Raw genomic sequence first — 14,081 nt, forward strand, 5'->3', positions numbered from 1 at the left:
TTTTCACAAGCGGCACCCCTATCGTGGGGACAATGCCTCGTCTTCCCTCGTCCGGACGCCTGGTCGCGCTCGACGCCCTCCGCGGTGTCGCCGCGGGCATTGTGCTCGTGCACCACGTCTCGATGACCGCTCCCGGCATCGCGGCCGCATACCAGTCGACCGTCGGCGTCGACACCGGTTCGGCGGGCTGGTGGTCGACCCTGACCCCGCTCAAGTTCCTCGTCGCCGGACCCGAGTTCGTGCTGGTCTTCTTCGTACTCAGCGGTTTCGTGCTCGTGCGCTCACCGCTCGCGAGCCGGGCCGCGAGCACAGCGAACGGGCTCGCAGCCCGCGGCTACGACTGGGTCGCCTATTACCCGCGCCGCATCATCCGCCTGGCGATCCCCGTCGTCGTGTCCGTCGCCCTCGCCGCCGCGTGGATCCTCCTCGTGCCGCGCGCGGGCATCGACGTCGGCGGCAGCTGGCTCAAGCGGCAGGACAATCCTGACATCGGCCTCCCCAACCTGCTCGGCGAGGCGAGCGTCATCGGCGGTTCCGGCCGGCCGGACGTCAACCCGCCGCTCTGGTCGCTGACCTGGGAAATGTGGTTCTCGCTTCTGCTGCCGATCTGCGTGCTGCTCGCCGTCGCGACCCGCCGACTGCCCGCGCTCTGGGCGGCGGTGTTCCTCGCCGTGAGTGCGACCGGGTACGTCACCGGCATCGAACCGCTGATGTACCTGCCCGCGTTCGGCCTCGGCGCCCTGCTCGCCGCGAACTACGAGTCGCTCAGCGCCTGGGCGGCCCGGGTCGCCGCGCGGCGCGGCGGCACCGCCATCTGGGTCGGGGTCACCGCCCTCGGCCCTGCCCTGCTCGTGTCGCACTGGCTGCTGCGCCCGCAACTCAGCGGGCTCTGGGGTGACCTGACACTCGCGCTGCGGGTGCCCGGCGCCGTGCTCGTCGTCGCCGTCGTCGCGCTCTGGCCCCCGCTGCAGCGCCCGCTCTCCGCCCGGCCGCTGGTCTGGCTCGGCAGGGTGAGCTTCAGCCTCTACCTCGTGCACTTCCCGGTCGTCGTCGCCTTCGGCACGATGTTCGGCCCTGGCCGCTGGTGGGTCGGCGCGCTCGTGTCGGTACCGCTCAGCCTCGTGCTCGCGCAGCTGATGTATCTGTGGGTCGAGCTGCCCTCGCAACGCCTCGCGAACTGGACGGGCCGGTGGGCGAGCGAGAAGGCCGGGGCGCTACGCAGGCGCGGCGGCAGGCGAGCGGATGCGTCGGCATCCGCTCGCCCTGCCGCTCCCGCGCCCGAGAACGAGCGCGCGAGCGCCTAAGCGAAGGAGACGATGAGCTCCACCTCGACGGGCGAGTCGAGCGGCAGCACCGCGACCCCGACTGCCGACCGGGCGTGCACGCCGCGGTCGCCGAAGATCTCGCCGAGCACCTGCGACGCCCCGTTGACGACGCCGGGCTGGCCGGTGAACCCGGGGTCGGATGCGACGAACCCGGTGACCTTGACCACCTGCGTGATGCGGTCGAGCGACCCGATCACAGCCTTGATCGCGGCGAGGGCATTGAGCGCGCACAGGCGGGCGTACTCCTGGGCGTCCGCGGCGGGCACGAGACCGTGGCCGTCGCCGACCTTGCCGGTCTCCGGCAGCACGCCGGACACCATCGGCAGCTGGCCGGAGGTGAAGACGAGGTTGCCAGAGACGACAGCGGGAACGTAGGACGCCACCGGGGGAACCACGCTGGGCAGGTCGATTCCCAGTTCGGCGAGGCGAGCATCAATGATCGACATGATCAGTCCTTTTCACAGCGTAGGTGTGGCGAAGCGAGCGAAACAGCGGCACTGTCAAACGGCAGCAGCGACGGGACGCTTGAGGTATGCGACGAGGCCGCCCTCCGGTCCGGGCACGACCTGGACGAGCTCCCAGCCGTCCGATCCCCAGCTGTTCAGGATGGCGGCGGTGTTGTGGATCATCAGCGGGGTGGTGAGGTACTCCCAGGCAGGCATAAGACTCCGATTCAGGCGGTTTTACAGATTTGTCCCTTACGCTCAATTGTATGTCTGCCAAAAATCGAACGGTCAGCGGCTCCCTGGGCGGTCTCCTGGGTTTCGTTGGAATGAGTGCAATCGTCGGCGTTCTCGTGACGGCCGCGGTCACTCCCGCTCTCGCTTTGTCGGGCATGGCTGCCACGAACACGATCAACGTCTTCGAGAACCTGCCGGACTACCTGAAGATCGACCAGCTCTCGCAGAAGAGCAACATCTACGCAACCACGAGTACCGGCGCCCCCTATCTCCTGGCCTCGTTCTACGACCAGAACCGCGTCGAGGTCGCCTCGGACGCGATCAACCAGTTCGTCAAGGACGCCGCGACCTCCGGTGAAGACCCCCGGTTCTACGACCACGGCGGCGTCGACCTGCAGGGCACCGTCGGCGGCCTGGTCTCGACCCTTGGGGGCGGCGGCACCCGCGGTGGGTCCTCGATCACCCAGCAGTACGTCAAGAACGTCCTGGTGCAGAAGTGCGAAGTGCTCACGGATGCGCAGAAGAAGTCGGACTGTTATGACGCGGCCACCGCAACCACTCCCGACCGCAAGCTCAAGGAGATGCGCCTCGCGATCGGCGTGGAGAAGAAGTACGCGAAGGACGACATCCTCCGCCAGTACCTGAACATCACCGGCTTCGGCGGCACCGTCTACGGCATCGAATCCGCCGCGGAGTACTACTACGGCGCGACCGCCGCGACGCTGACGCTGCCGCAGGCGGCGAGCCTCGTCGCGATCGTGAACAACCCGGTCAAGTTCCAGCTCGACCAGCCCGACAGCGCGACCAACGGCGCCGCGAACGGGTACGCCGCGAACAAGGACCGCCGCGACTACATCCTCGGCCAGATGCTCAAGTACGGCAAGATCAACCAGGCCGACCACGATGCCGCGGTCGCCTCGGCCATCGAGCCCAGCATCCACGAACCCTCGACCGGCTGCCAGACCGCCGGCGGCAGCGCCTACTTCTGCGACCTCGTCGTGAGCACCCTGCAGAACAACCCGGTCTTCGGCACCGATGACACGACCAGGATGGCCAACTTCCGTCGCGGCGGGTTCAACGTATACACGACCCTCGACCTGGACATGCAGCAGGCCGCCGAGGCCACGCTGAAGGCCAACGTTCCCGACACCTTCCCCGGCTGGGACGTCGGTGGCGTCGCCGTGAGCGTGGGCGTGGGCACCGGGAAGGTGCTCGCCATGGCGCAGAACAAGGACTACAGCCAGGACCCGGCCGTCCAGGCCACCGGAGCGAACTACACCGGCATCAACTACAACACCAACGTCGACCAGGGCGGTTCGCACGGGTTCCAACCCGGCTCGATGTACAAGGTGTTCACCCTCGCCGAGTGGCTCACCGAAGGCCACTCCCTCAATGAGCGGGTCGACTCCCGTATCAAGTCGAACTGGGGCACTTTCCGGGACAGCTGCGCCACCGGCGGAACCGTGAGCTTCCCCGGCTACAACCCCAAGAACGACTCGTCGTCCGAGACCGGCGCCAACTACAGCGCCCTGCAGTCCACGATCGGGTCGATCAACACGGGCTTCATCGGCATGGCCAAGAAACTCGACCTGTGTGCCATCCGCAAGACGGCCGAGGCCTTCGACGTGACCCGCGCCGACGGCGGCCCGCTCGAGCAGGGTGCCTCCGCGGTACTCGGCACCAACGAGGTTGCACCGCTGAGCATGGCGGTCGCCTTCGCAGGCATCGCCAACCAGGGCACCACCTGCAGCCCCATCGTGATCGACCACATCACCGGCTCCGACGGAACCACGCTCCCTGCGCCGACAAGCGACTGCCACCAGTCGGTGGACCCGAACGTCGCTGCCGGCATGACGACCGCGATGCAACAGGTCATGACCAGCGGAACCGCAATCGCCTCCAATTCGGCCACGAGCCCGAAGGTCCCGATGATCGGTAAGACCGGTACCACCGACGGCAACAAGGACACCTGGATGGGCGGCGCAAGCAGCAAGGTCGCGACCATCGTCGGAGTGATGAGCGTCACCGGCGACAAGGACCAGCGCAGCACCACCTTCGCGAGCGGCCAGGCGGCCACTGCACGGCACCGGATGTGGCCGGTCATCATGAGCGTCGCCAACGCCAAGTACGGCGGAGACGCGTTCCCCGCCGCGACCGGAACGATCGTCAATGCGGTTCAGATCCCCATCCCGGACCTCCGCGGCAAGAGCATCAGTGAGGCCCAGTCCACCCTGGAGGCGGCCGGCTTCCTGTTCGTCGACGGCGGCCCGATCGACTCGGAGCTCCCCGGCGGCACTGTCGCCAAGACCGACCCGGCAGGAGCAACAAGCACGAGCCGCGGCTCGAGCGTGACCGTGTACACCAGCAACGCCTCGCAGATCGTCGTGCCCGACGTCGTCGGCAAGAGTGAGGGTGAGGCGAGATCGACGCTCGGCAAGTTCGCCGTCGTGAAGACGGACGGCGACACCACCGATCCGACACAGGTGGGTAAGGTCATCTCGATGTCCCCGGCCGCCGGCGGCGGAGCCAAGCCCGGTGACACCATCACGATCGTGATCGGAAAGCTCGCGGTCACGCCCAACGGCAACTCCAACAACGGCAAGGCCGGCGGATGAGCACTCTCGGCACCGGGGCCAAGGCCCTCCTCGTCGGCACGGGCGCGCTAGCCGCGGCCGGTGCCGGCGCGTTCGCCTGGGGGACTCTGCTCGAACGCCGGATGTTCACCCTGCGTGAGGCATCCGTGCCCGTGCTCGCCCCCGGCTCGAAACCGATCCGGGTGCTGCACATCTCGGACCTGCACCTCGCCCCCTGGCAAAAGGACAAGCAGGAGTGGGTGCGCAGCCTCGCTGCGCTGAAGCCCGACCTCGTCGTCGACACCGGAGACAACCTCGGCCACGCGGATGCCTTCGACGCCCTCGCGTACACCCTCGAGCCGTTCGCGGGGATCCCCGGGATCTTCGTCAACGGTTCCAACGATTTCTGGGGACCGCAGCTGAAGAACCCGTTCCGGTACTTCGGCGGACCGTCGCTGCTCAAGGCCGCCCCGCAGAACCGGCTCGACACCGACCGTCTGCACGGGATCTTCGCGAACCTCGGCTGGAACGACATCAACAATTCCGCTGAGGCGCTCGACATCAACGGCACCCACCTCGAGCTCTTCGGCGTGGACGACCCGCACATCGGACGCGACCGCCTCGACCTGATCACCCGGGCCGTCGACGACCTTCGCGGCGACGACCCGCTCGGCGACGAGATCTGGCCGGACTCCGCGGAGCACCGCGAGCCACGGCCGACGGTCACGATCGGCGTCGCGCACGCACCGTACCGCCGGGTGCTCACCTCGTTCGTGAACCACGGCGCGCAGCTGATCCTCGCGGGGCACACCCACGGCGGCCAGGTCTGCGTGCCCGGCTTCGGCGCCCTCGTCACAAACTGCGACATTCCGCGTTCGCAGGTCAAGGGGCTCAGCCTCTGGGGATCCGGACTCCGCAGCGCTTACCTCAACGTCTCGGCCGGCCTCGGCACCTCGATCTACGCCCCGGTGCGCTTTGCCTGCCCGCCAGAGGCGACCCTGCTGACCCTGACCGCCTCGGCGTAGCGCGCGCCCGCGCCGGTTTCGGCAGGCCGCGCCCGAAACGGCGGTGGCGGCCTGCGCAAACCGGCGCGGTGGCGAGGGCGGATGCCGCGTGGCGGCCTGCGCGGGCTCCGTTCGGGGGCTGCACCGAGCATCCGTGTACATGGGGTTATACTTGACAAGGCTTACGAGCCATCGGGGTATGGCGCAGCTTGGTAGCGCGCGTCGTTCGGGACGACGAGGTCGCAGGTTCAAATCCTGTTACCCCGACAGCAACACACAGAAGCAGAAAACCCCCACTCGCGAGAGTGGGGGTTTTCTGCTGTGGGCAGGGTGGGCATCCGCTCGGGAGGTACGCTCACTCTCGGCCTTGACTCGCATGACTACTCGTGCGAGAGTAGGCGCATGTCATCGATTCGCCTGTTCATTCTCGGCTCCCTCGCCGAGCGCGGGCCGATGCACGGCCACCAGCTCCGCCTGCTCGCCGAGGAGGAGCACGTGCACATGTGGACGGACATCTCCGTCGGCGCGGTGTACGGCGCGATCAAGCGGCTCGTGACCGAGGCGCTGATCGTCGTGGCCCGCGTCGAGCGCGAGGGCCACTACCCCGAGAGGCAGGTCTACGAGATTTCGGATGCCGGGCGCCAGGACCTCGCCGCGCTCCGGCTCGAGGGGTTACGCACGATCGTGCTCAAGCCCGATCCGTTCGACCTCGCGATGACCCGGCTCGACCCCGACCGCCTCGACGAGCTCCCCTTGACCATCGAGGCACGCCTGCTCGCCCTCCGCGCCATGCTCACCGATTCCGAGGCCACCACGGCGCGCGCCCTCCCCTATCTCACCGCCAGTGAAAGTTTCGTCATGCAGCACAAGGCAGCCCGCCTGCGCGCCGAGATCACCTGGCACGAACACCTCGTCACCGTCCTCCCCGACATCGTCGCGGACGAACTAGCCCGAAAGGCCGACTGACCATGTCAGACACCAACGCTCCGACCACCACCGGGGCCGGCTCCGGCACCGGCACGCCCGGCACCCGACCGCCCGTCGTGATCCCCCGCCACGCGTGGCAGGCCCTGATCGTGCTGCTCGCCGGCATGTTCATGGCGCTGCTCGACACCACGATTGTGAACGTCGCCCTGCCGACCATCCGTGAGAGCCTGAACGCCTCAGAGGCGACGCTGTCCTGGATCATCTCCGGGTACGCGCTCGCGTTCGGCCTCGCGCTCATTCCCGCCGGGCGGCTCGGCGATCGGATCGGCCACAAATGGGTCTTCTTCACCGGACTCGCGCTCTTCACCATCGCGAGCCTCGCTTGCGGCCTCGCGCAGAACGACCTGCAGATGATCATCGCCCGCGTCGTGCAGGGCCTCGCCGGCGGTATCTTCGTGCCCGCGGTCACCGCTGTGATCCAGCTCGTGTTCCCGCCGATGGCGCGCGGCAAGGCGTTCGCGATCATGGGCTCGGTCATCGGTGTCTCCACCGCGCTCGGCCCGATCCTCGGCGGCCTGATCATCCAGGCGTTCGGCGACGAGAACGGTTGGCGCCTGGTGTTCTGGGTCAACCTCCCGATCGGCGTCGCGGCGCTCATCGCCGCCGTGTTCATGCTCCCCGCCGGCGCCGAGCGCGACCCGAACAAGCCGAGCTCGGGCATCGACTTCGTCGGGCTCGTGCTGCTCTCCGGGGGCCTCGTCGCCCTGCTCGTGCCACTCATCGAGGGCCAGGACCAGGGCTGGCCGCTCTGGACCTACCTCACCCTCGCCGCCGGCGCGCTGCTCCTCGTCTTGTTCGGGGCCTGGGAAGTCAACTACACCCGCCGCGGTAAGAGCCCGCTCGTGCCGCCGCACCTGTTCTCGCACCCCGCCTTCTCCGGCGGAGTCGTGCTCGCGCTCGTCTACTTCGCGGCGTTCACGAGCATCTTCTTCACGATCTCGATCCTCTGGCAGGCCGGGCTCGGCCACACCGCCCTCGAGTCCGGGCTCGTCTCGATCCCGTTCGCGATCGGCAACATCGTCGCCGCCTCGCAGAGCAACCGGCTGGCGCAGCGCCTCGGCCGCACGGTGCTCGTGATCGGCGTGACCCTCGTCACGACCGGCCTGATCTGGATCTATCTCGCCCTGCTCCTGATCGGCCCGTCGATCACCAACTGGGAGCTGCTTCCGCCGCTGCTCATCGCGGGCCTCGGCAGTGGGTTCTTCATCGCCCCGAACGCGCAGTTCATCGTCGCGACCGTCGACCGCGCAGAGGCCGGTGCCGCGAGCGGTGTCGTCGGCGTGATGCAGCGGGTCGGCGCCGCCGTCGGCATCGCCGTGATCGGCAGCGTGCTCTTCGGCAACCTCGTCGTCACCGGGCCGGGGAAGGACGCCCTGGCATCCGCATTCACGACCGCCGCGACGGATGCGATGGCCGTCAGCGCCGCGTTCAGCGTGCTGGCGCTGCTGCTCGTCTTCGTGCTGCCGAAGCGGGTCGACGCGCACTTCTAGCCCGCGGCATCCGCTCGTCGCGTCTGCGCCGGTTTTCGCAAGCCGCTACCGCCGTTTCGGGAGCGGCTTGCCGAAACCGGCGCGGGCGTGAAGGAGAACGGGCACTGCTCGCCGAAACCGGCGCGGGCATGAGGGAAAACGGGCGCAGCCTGCCGAAACCGGCGCGGGCATGAGGGAGAACGGGAGCGGCTCGCCGAAACCGGCGCGGGCGTGAGGGAAAACGGGCGCGGCTTGCCGAAACCGGCGCGGGCGTGAAGGAGAACGGGCGCTGCTCGCCGAAACTGGCGCGGATGCACGGGTGTGGATGCCCACGGTCGGCCCGGACGACATCCCTCGCGACATGAGTGCGCGCATCCGCTCTCGCCACCGCGCCGGTTTCCGCAAGCCGCTACCGCCGATTCGGGCGCAGCCTGCCGAAACCGGCGCGGGCATGAGGGAGAACGGGCGCTGCTCGTCGAAATGAGCAGCGCTGCAGCAAGCGGATGCCGCGAGTCAGCCGACCCGGGTGAGCTCGGTGAACGACATGGTCGCGTTCGAGCCGTTGATGCAGGTTTGGTACAGCAGGTCGTAGCCGCGCGGGATGGCGTCGGTGCGTTCGGTGTTCGCGTTGAGGATCGCGACGACCGCGCCGACCCGGTAGGTGCCCGACCGCACCCCGGTCAGCGCGATGAGCGTGCCGCCCACCGGGAAGTGCGACCCGCCGCACGACCAGTGCTCGGCGATCACCGCGACTCCGTAGTTGCCGCTGAGGTCGACGGCGCCCTGGCAGCGGTCGATCTCCGCCTGCCAGCCACTCGTCCAAACGTACTTCGTGTAGGTAGGTACGCCCTGCGCGGCGGCGGATGCTGCCGCTTCCGCTTCCGCAACGGCATGCGCGGCCGCGGCGACCCGGGCCGCCTCCGCAGCAACGGCCGCCGCTTCCGTGGCCCGTGCCTCCTCCGCAACCCGGGCAACTTCCGCGACACGGGCGACCTCGACGACCCGGGCAACTTCCGCGACGCGGGCAACCTCGACGACCCGGGCAACTTCCGCGACGCGGGCGACCTCGGCGATGCGCGCGGCTTCCGCGATCCGTTCCGTGTGCGCGGCGGCGGACTGCGTGGCGCCGAACGCGAGCCGGGCCACCGCCCCGGCGAACCCCGGCCGCGGAGATTGCCAGTCGATGAGACCGCGAGAAGCACTTTTCCGGTCGAGGGTGACCGGCACAAAGGTCACTCTCGACCGGAAAGGTGTCCGTTGCAGGTTCGCGTACCGGCCGGACCCGACGGCGCCGACCGACGAGACCGACGAGCCGGAGGAGCCGGAGGAGCCGGAGGAGCCGGAGGAGCCGGAGGAGGATTCGGCGGGCGAGGCGGAGGTTGTCCCACGGACCCCGGCGGCCGACGACGGCGCGAAGCCAGTGACCGAGCCGGTGCCGGAGCCGGGCGCGACAGCGGCGGACGCGGAGGCAGGGTCGGGCGCGGGGGCATCCGCTGTGATGCGGGCGGCGCCGAACGTGGGCGTCGCCGCGACGAGCACGAGGCTCACGGCCCCGACGACGCGGGCGCACCCGCCGACCGTTCGGCGGAACCACGACCGGTGTTGTGGCGCGTCCATAGCAACCTGCCCGTGCCGCCCCTGTTCGGGTGGGGGCGGCCCAGTCAGTAAATCCCGGTCAGCGGGACGTGACTACCCCTCAGTTTCTTCCCCGAACAGGGGTATTATGCCGCGGCGGGCTCCGCGGGGTCCGCACGCAGGCTCGCCGCGATCTCGACCGAGCGGATGCGCCCGGCAAGTGTCGCGGACTGCGCACTGAGCATGAGCTCGTCGGCCCCGGTGGCATCGAGGAGCGCCGTGAGCCGGGCATCCACCTCGGCCGGGGTGCCCACGGCCTGGCGGCGGTTCCGGGACGCGACGAACGAGAGCTCGTATTCGCTGAAGCGGTAGGCGAGTGCCTCCTCGAGCGACACCGGGGCGGGCTTTTTGCCCTGCCGCATCCGCAGGAACGTGATCAGCCCGGGCAGCGACTCCCGGCGCACCGCCTCGGGGTCGTCGTCGCTGATCAGCCCGACCGCGATCATCGCGTGCGGGGCGGCCAGGAACGCGCTCGGTTCAAAGTGCGCCCGGTACAGGTCGAGGGCTTCCTCGGTGTGCTCGCCCGCGAAGTGGTGCGCGAACGTGAACGGCAGCCCGAGCGCCCCGGCGAGCTGCGCGCTGAACCCGCTCGAGCCGAGCAGCCACATCTCCGGGGCGTCGCCGAGCCCCGGGTAAGCCGTGATGCCGCGCAGCGGGTTGTTCGCCGCCATGCCGCCGTGGAAGAACCCGATCAGGTCCACGAGCTGCTGCGGGAAGTCGTCGACGCCCAACCCCGATTCGCTCCGGCGCAGGGCGAGCGCGGTCGCTCCATCGGTGCCGGGCGCCCGCCCGATGCCGAGGTCGATCCGGTCGCCGTAGAGCGCGCGCAGGGTGCCGAATTGCTCGGCGACGACGAGCGGGGCATGGTTGGGCAGCATCACGCCGCCGGACCCCACCCGGATCCGCGTCGTCCGCGCCGCGATCCCCGCGATCAGCACGGACGGCGCACTCGAGGCGATCGCCGGCATGTTGTGGTGCTCGGCCACCCAGAAACGGTCGTAGCCGAGCTCCTCGGCACGCTGCGCCAGGCGGATGCTGCCGGCCACGGCCTCCGCGTTGGTGCCGCCCGCGGGACGGCTGGCCAGGTCGAGCACGCTGATCGGCAAAGTTTTCATCTTCTCTTCAAACAACGTTTGAACGTGCGAGATTCCCTGTTTTGCGCACCCCGCCGGTGCATAACTCCTGCAAATTCCCGCCAGACCCCGCACAATGGGCGCTTTGGCCTGTTTGGGGAAAATTTGCAGGAGTTATACCCTTCCTGAGAATCTCTCTAGAACCGGTTGCAGCTGGTGACGATTGGATACAGTAAAGCACCCACTGCAACACGATAGGGCCGGCCATGAACCACTTACGTGACCACACCGTCAAGGATGCCGGAACCAAGTCCACCGCTACGGAGCGCGAGCGCGCCGACCAGGACCCCATGCCCTCCCATGCGTTCCGGGCCATGTCACTGCTCGATGTGCGCGGACTCACCGTGGCCAACACTCGTCAGGGCACACGCGACGGCGCCGGAACGCCCGGTGAACCAGAGGTGTCCCGCGTGGCGCTCACCCTGATGCAGGGCGAGTCGCTCGCGCTCGTCGAGAGTCCGGCAGCGGCATGACTGCTACAGCGCTCGCCATCGCCGGCCTGCTGCCCTCGACCAAGGCCGTGACGAACGGGTCGATCCTGTTCAACGGCCAGGAGCTCGTCGGCCTGAACCGCCGCGCCCAGGCGCGCCTGCTCGGCGCGAACATTGGATACCTTCCCCCCGACCTGTTGGGCTCCCTCGACCCCACCCGCACCATCCTCAGCCAACTCTCGTCCCCGCTCCGCCGGCGCCTCGACCGGCCCGCCGCCCGCAAGCTCGCCCTCAAAGCCCTCGACCGCGTCGGCCTGTACAACCCCGAGGTCGTGGCCCTGTCCTACCCGGGCGATCTCTCCCCCGTCGTCGTGCAGAGGGTCGCGGTCGCCGCGGCGCTGTCCCTCGACCCCGAGCTCCTCATCGCGGAGATCCCCGCCGGCCCCGCGCACGCCCGCCCCCTAGCCGACCTGCTCCGCCTCGTACGCGCCCTGCAGAGCAAGCACCAGTTCGCGCTCATCCTCGTCACCGACGACCTCGGCGTCGCCGCCGAGTGCTGCGAGCACATTGCGGTTCTGGAGACCGGGCGCATCGTCGAACAGGGCTCGGTCGACGAGTTGTTCGAGTCCCCGCAGCATCCGCACACCCAATGGATGCTCGACTCCCGACAGCCCTACAGCTTCAGTCCCGCTGACCTCGCGCCCGGGGCCAGGGCCGGCGTGCCGCACGTCGTCGCGCTGCACTCCGTCGACGCTTCGGCGTTCTACCATGGCGCCGGCGCCCTCTCCTGCTAGCGCCGCCGCGCCAGCGCGCACCCAGCGACACCCCGGTACCTCACCGATTCGACGGACTTTTTCCGTTCTGAACCGGTTCAACCGCCGTCCCACGTGCCGAGAATCCACAAACTCCGTCGAATTGGTTCGCGCGGACTCCAGCGGGCGACCAGCCGGGAGGCATACAGTGGACGGATCGATGGTGACGTGGTCCACAACCCGACGCCGTCGGACCGGTCGCTCACCCGCTCTGTTCCGGGGAGGTGCTGTGGTGTTCGACACGATCGCTGAACGTCAGGGACGACCCGTCCCCGCGGGGGCCGGGCACCGGCATCCGCTGCTGCGCCGCTGGGTGATCGCCCTCGCCGTCGTCTATGTGGTCGCCCTCGCCCTGATCGCGTTCTGGCCGGTTCCCGTCGACCGCAACATCGACGGCCCGCTGCTGCACCTCATCAACTGGCTGCACCAGCACGGCGCCCCGGGCTGGTTCCGCTACAGCACTGTCGAGTTCGGCGCGAACATCGTGCTCTTCATCCCGGTCGGGGTGTTCATCGTGGTGCTCGCCGGCGCCCGGCGCTGGTGGTGGGCGATACTCGTTGGGTTCGCCGCGAGCTGCACGATCGAACTCTGCCAGCTGCTCTTCCTCTCAAGCCGCTTCGCGACCCTCAACGACGTCATCGCCAACACGAGCGGGGCCGTGGTCGGCGTCCTCCTCGGCCTCGTGCTGCTGATCCTCGCTGAGATCGCCCGCCCGCGCACCCGCACGGCGGATGTCTAGCTCAACGACTCGAGGAACCTCGGCCGAGAACGCAGGGCAATTTCGGCACCGACAGTGAGGAGGGTGAACCGAAAAATCTTACTGGCCGTCGGCCCGGGAATGGCTTAGCATTTTCCTTGTGAGTCGGGCTGCCTCGGCGCTGCGCAGGTCAGGGGAATCATGAAAAGAATGTCGTTCTGCGGCATGACGTTCCTCACCACGGATGCCGTTGCCGACGCGGTGCTGGAGCTGACAGCACTGCTCACCTACGGTCACAATTCGGAACTGCTTGTGGTGCCCTCATTCACCCAAGACGGCAGCGAAATACTCGTCAACCTTCTCGTCGCCCCCGGCAGCGAACTCATCAGCATTCCGGAGGACGGCCTCGGTGCCGAACGCGACACGCGCAGCGCAGTGGCGGTCCTGCGCGATCGAATCGACGTCCTCGCTTCCGAGCTCGACACCGCAATCACCACCACACGCGCAGTGGCGTCAACGAGTGCCGACTGGGCGTTCGAGGACCACTGGGACGACGTCTACTAGCTCCGTCCGAGGCCGGCGTGCACCGTTCCCCGGTCCCTCATCAGTATCAAGGTCGATGGGGCATGAGGCCCACCAACCCGGCCTCGTGCAGGCGGCGGAGGGCCTCACGAATCGGGGTGCGGCCGAGACCCCTGTGGTGGCGACCTCGCCTCAGATCAGGTCCATCCCCGAGTTTTCCCACCCGCAGCCCTCTCGCGGGCACCGATCCACCCAGTACCGCAAGCCAAACTCCGCCAAAACAGCATACGGCCCGCGCACGACAGGACTGTCGCAGTTCGGGCACAACAGAATGAACATGCGATCATCGTAGGCACAACCTGGCTTGAGGAGCCAGCCCCGCAGTGTCACCTCCCCGCGGAGTAGGTCCACCCCCACGCGACCGGCCCGACGCCCACGCCACGCCGTTCGACTGCCGCCACAAGATCTACGGCGCCGGCACCGTCTGCATGGTCTGGTACTCCGGCTCGAACGTGTCGAGAGTGTCGGTCTGGAACGCGTGCTGCACCGTCGCGAGCTTCGCCAGGTCGAGGTTCACGATCGACTGGCCGTCACTGGTGACCGCGATCCCCTTCGTCGGCGCCGTGACGAATGTGAAGTCCGTCGAGCGGATGCTGGCGAGCGAGCCCGCGAGCCCGGTCAGGTAGTCCACGTTGAGGCCTTCGTCCACGGCAATGTATGGACGAACCGCGCTGAGCAGGGCGGACACCTTGCCGGGGTCGACGAGGGTCTCCGGCTGCATCGCCTTCGTGAGCGTGGCCCGCATCACGAGCT

At 68.6% G+C, this 14,081-nt stretch carries 14 protein-coding genes and 1 tRNA gene; 10 read left to right on the forward strand and 5 right to left on the reverse strand.

What is annotated here, in order from left to right; genetic code table 11:
* Positions 1 to 32 precede the first annotated feature (32 nt).
* The gene (locus tag RCH22_RS13505; protein WP_327014396.1) at positions 33 to 1,304 is read left to right on the forward strand and encodes an acyltransferase; all 1,272 of its coding nucleotides are present in this window, start codon (positions 33 to 35) and stop codon (positions 1,302 to 1,304) included.
* Here the strand turns inward: RCH22_RS13505 and RCH22_RS13510 are convergent.
* Together RCH22_RS13510 and RCH22_RS13515 are read right to left on the reverse strand one after the other, a co-directional pair.
* Entirely contained in the window at positions 1,301 to 1,771 is a 471-nt protein-coding gene (locus RCH22_RS13510) for a RidA family protein (RefSeq protein ID WP_134449663.1), read from the reverse strand. The genes RCH22_RS13505 and RCH22_RS13510 overlap by 4 nt on opposite strands.
* 54 nt (positions 1,772 to 1,825) lie before the next feature.
* On the reverse strand, positions 1,826 to 1,987 hold the full coding sequence (locus RCH22_RS13515; protein WP_327014397.1) for a hypothetical protein: 162 nt from the start codon (positions 1,985 to 1,987) through the stop codon (positions 1,826 to 1,828).
* 110 nt (positions 1,988 to 2,097) lie between these two features.
* On the opposite strand from RCH22_RS13515, the gene RCH22_RS13520 reads away from it, so the two are divergent.
* The 5 genes from RCH22_RS13520 (at position 2,098) to RCH22_RS13540 (ending at position 8,059) form a co-directional block, all read left to right on the forward strand.
* Positions 2,098 to 4,620 (forward strand): transglycosylase domain-containing protein, encoded by a 2,523-nt coding sequence (locus tag RCH22_RS13520; protein WP_327014398.1) that lies wholly within the window; start codon positions 2,098 to 2,100, stop codon positions 4,618 to 4,620.
* Positions 4,617 to 5,603, forward strand: a complete 987-nt coding sequence (locus RCH22_RS13525; protein WP_327014399.1) for a metallophosphoesterase — start codon at positions 4,617 to 4,619, stop codon at positions 5,601 to 5,603. The genes RCH22_RS13520 and RCH22_RS13525 overlap by 4 nt, the downstream gene beginning before the upstream one ends.
* 172 nt (positions 5,604 to 5,775) lie before the next feature.
* Positions 5,776 to 5,849: transfer RNA gene (locus RCH22_RS13530), tRNA-Pro, on the forward strand.
* 135 nt (positions 5,850 to 5,984) lie between these two features.
* Positions 5,985 to 6,548 (forward strand): PadR family transcriptional regulator, encoded by a 564-nt coding sequence (locus RCH22_RS13535; protein WP_327014400.1) that lies wholly within the window; start codon positions 5,985 to 5,987, stop codon positions 6,546 to 6,548.
* A 2-nt stretch (positions 6,549 to 6,550) separates the two neighbouring features.
* Entirely contained in the window at positions 6,551 to 8,059 is a 1,509-nt protein-coding gene (locus RCH22_RS13540; protein WP_327014401.1) for an MFS transporter, read from the forward strand.
* 492 nt (positions 8,060 to 8,551) lie between these two features.
* Here RCH22_RS13540 and RCH22_RS13545 read toward each other — a convergent pair whose 3' ends face one another.
* Together RCH22_RS13545 and RCH22_RS13550 are read right to left on the reverse strand one after the other, a co-directional pair.
* On the reverse strand, positions 8,552 to 9,655 hold the full coding sequence (locus RCH22_RS13545) for a hypothetical protein (RefSeq protein ID WP_327014402.1): 1,104 nt from the start codon (positions 9,653 to 9,655) through the stop codon (positions 8,552 to 8,554).
* A 104-nt stretch (positions 9,656 to 9,759) separates the two neighbouring features.
* Positions 9,760 to 10,788 carry an LLM class flavin-dependent oxidoreductase gene (locus tag RCH22_RS13550; protein ID WP_327014403.1) on the reverse strand — a complete coding sequence of 343 codons (1,029 nt, stop codon included), beginning with the start codon at positions 10,786 to 10,788 and terminating at the stop codon, positions 9,760 to 9,762.
* Between the two features lie 224 nt (positions 10,789 to 11,012).
* Between RCH22_RS13550 and RCH22_RS13555 the strand changes: the two genes are divergently transcribed.
* The 4 genes from RCH22_RS13555 to RCH22_RS13570 all read left to right on the forward strand — a co-directional run bounded on the left by RCH22_RS13555 (position 11,013) and on the right by RCH22_RS13570 (position 13,310).
* Positions 11,013 to 11,279 (forward strand): hypothetical protein, encoded by a 267-nt coding sequence (locus tag RCH22_RS13555; protein WP_327014404.1) that lies wholly within the window; start codon positions 11,013 to 11,015, stop codon positions 11,277 to 11,279.
* Positions 11,276 to 12,031 carry an ATP-binding cassette domain-containing protein gene (locus RCH22_RS13560; RefSeq protein ID WP_327014405.1) on the forward strand — a complete coding sequence of 252 codons (756 nt, stop codon included), beginning with the start codon at positions 11,276 to 11,278 and terminating at the stop codon, positions 12,029 to 12,031. Before RCH22_RS13555 ends, RCH22_RS13560 begins: the two co-directional genes overlap by 4 nt.
* 247 nt (positions 12,032 to 12,278) lie before the next feature.
* Complete coding sequence (locus RCH22_RS13565; protein WP_327014406.1) at positions 12,279 to 12,788, forward strand: VanZ family protein; 510 nt, start codon at positions 12,279 to 12,281, stop codon at positions 12,786 to 12,788.
* Between the two features lie 183 nt (positions 12,789 to 12,971).
* A complete protein-coding gene (locus RCH22_RS13570) occupies positions 12,972 to 13,310 on the forward strand; it encodes a hypothetical protein (RefSeq protein ID WP_327014407.1) in 339 nt (112 codons plus the stop codon).
* Between the two features lie 424 nt (positions 13,311 to 13,734).
* Here the strand turns inward: RCH22_RS13570 and RCH22_RS13575 are convergent, their stop codons facing one another.
* Positions 13,735 to 14,073: a hypothetical protein gene (locus RCH22_RS13575; protein ID WP_327014408.1), complete on the reverse strand. Its 339-nt coding sequence runs from the start codon at positions 14,071 to 14,073 to the stop codon at positions 13,735 to 13,737.
* Between the last annotated feature and the right edge of the window lie 8 nt (positions 14,074 to 14,081).

Source organism: Cryobacterium sp. GrIS_2_6, assembly GCF_035984545.1.
Lineage (GTDB): Bacteria > Actinomycetota > Actinomycetes > Actinomycetales > Microbacteriaceae > Cryobacterium.

Bases quoted from the DNA above. Each gene is read 5' to 3' on its own strand.
- RCH22_RS13505 (WP_327014396.1), top strand. From the start codon at position 33: ATGCCTCGTCTTCCCTCGTCCGGACGCCTGGTCGCGCTCGACGCCCTC.
- RCH22_RS13510 (WP_134449663.1), bottom strand. From the start codon at position 1,771: ATGTCGATCATTGATGCTCGCCTCGCCGAACTGGGAATCGACCTGCCC.
- RCH22_RS13515 (WP_327014397.1), bottom strand. From the start codon at position 1,987: ATGCCTGCCTGGGAGTACCTCACCACCCCGCTGATGATCCACAACACC.
- RCH22_RS13520 (WP_327014398.1), top strand. From the start codon at position 2,098: ATGAGTGCAATCGTCGGCGTTCTCGTGACGGCCGCGGTCACTCCCGCT.
- RCH22_RS13525 (WP_327014399.1), top strand. From the start codon at position 4,617: ATGAGCACTCTCGGCACCGGGGCCAAGGCCCTCCTCGTCGGCACGGGC.
- RCH22_RS13535 (WP_327014400.1), top strand. From the start codon at position 5,985: ATGTCATCGATTCGCCTGTTCATTCTCGGCTCCCTCGCCGAGCGCGGG.
- RCH22_RS13540 (WP_327014401.1), top strand. From the start codon at position 6,551: ATGTCAGACACCAACGCTCCGACCACCACCGGGGCCGGCTCCGGCACC.
- RCH22_RS13545 (WP_327014402.1), bottom strand. From the start codon at position 9,655: ATGGACGCGCCACAACACCGGTCGTGGTTCCGCCGAACGGTCGGCGGG.
- RCH22_RS13550 (WP_327014403.1), bottom strand. From the start codon at position 10,788: ATGAAAACTTTGCCGATCAGCGTGCTCGACCTGGCCAGCCGTCCCGCG.
- RCH22_RS13555 (WP_327014404.1), top strand. From the start codon at position 11,013: ATGAACCACTTACGTGACCACACCGTCAAGGATGCCGGAACCAAGTCC.
- RCH22_RS13560 (WP_327014405.1), top strand. From the start codon at position 11,276: ATGACTGCTACAGCGCTCGCCATCGCCGGCCTGCTGCCCTCGACCAAG.
- RCH22_RS13570 (WP_327014407.1), top strand. From the start codon at position 12,972: ATGACGTTCCTCACCACGGATGCCGTTGCCGACGCGGTGCTGGAGCTG.
- RCH22_RS13575 (WP_327014408.1), bottom strand. From the start codon at position 14,073: ATGCGGGCCACGCTCACGAAGGCGATGCAGCCGGAGACCCTCGTCGAC.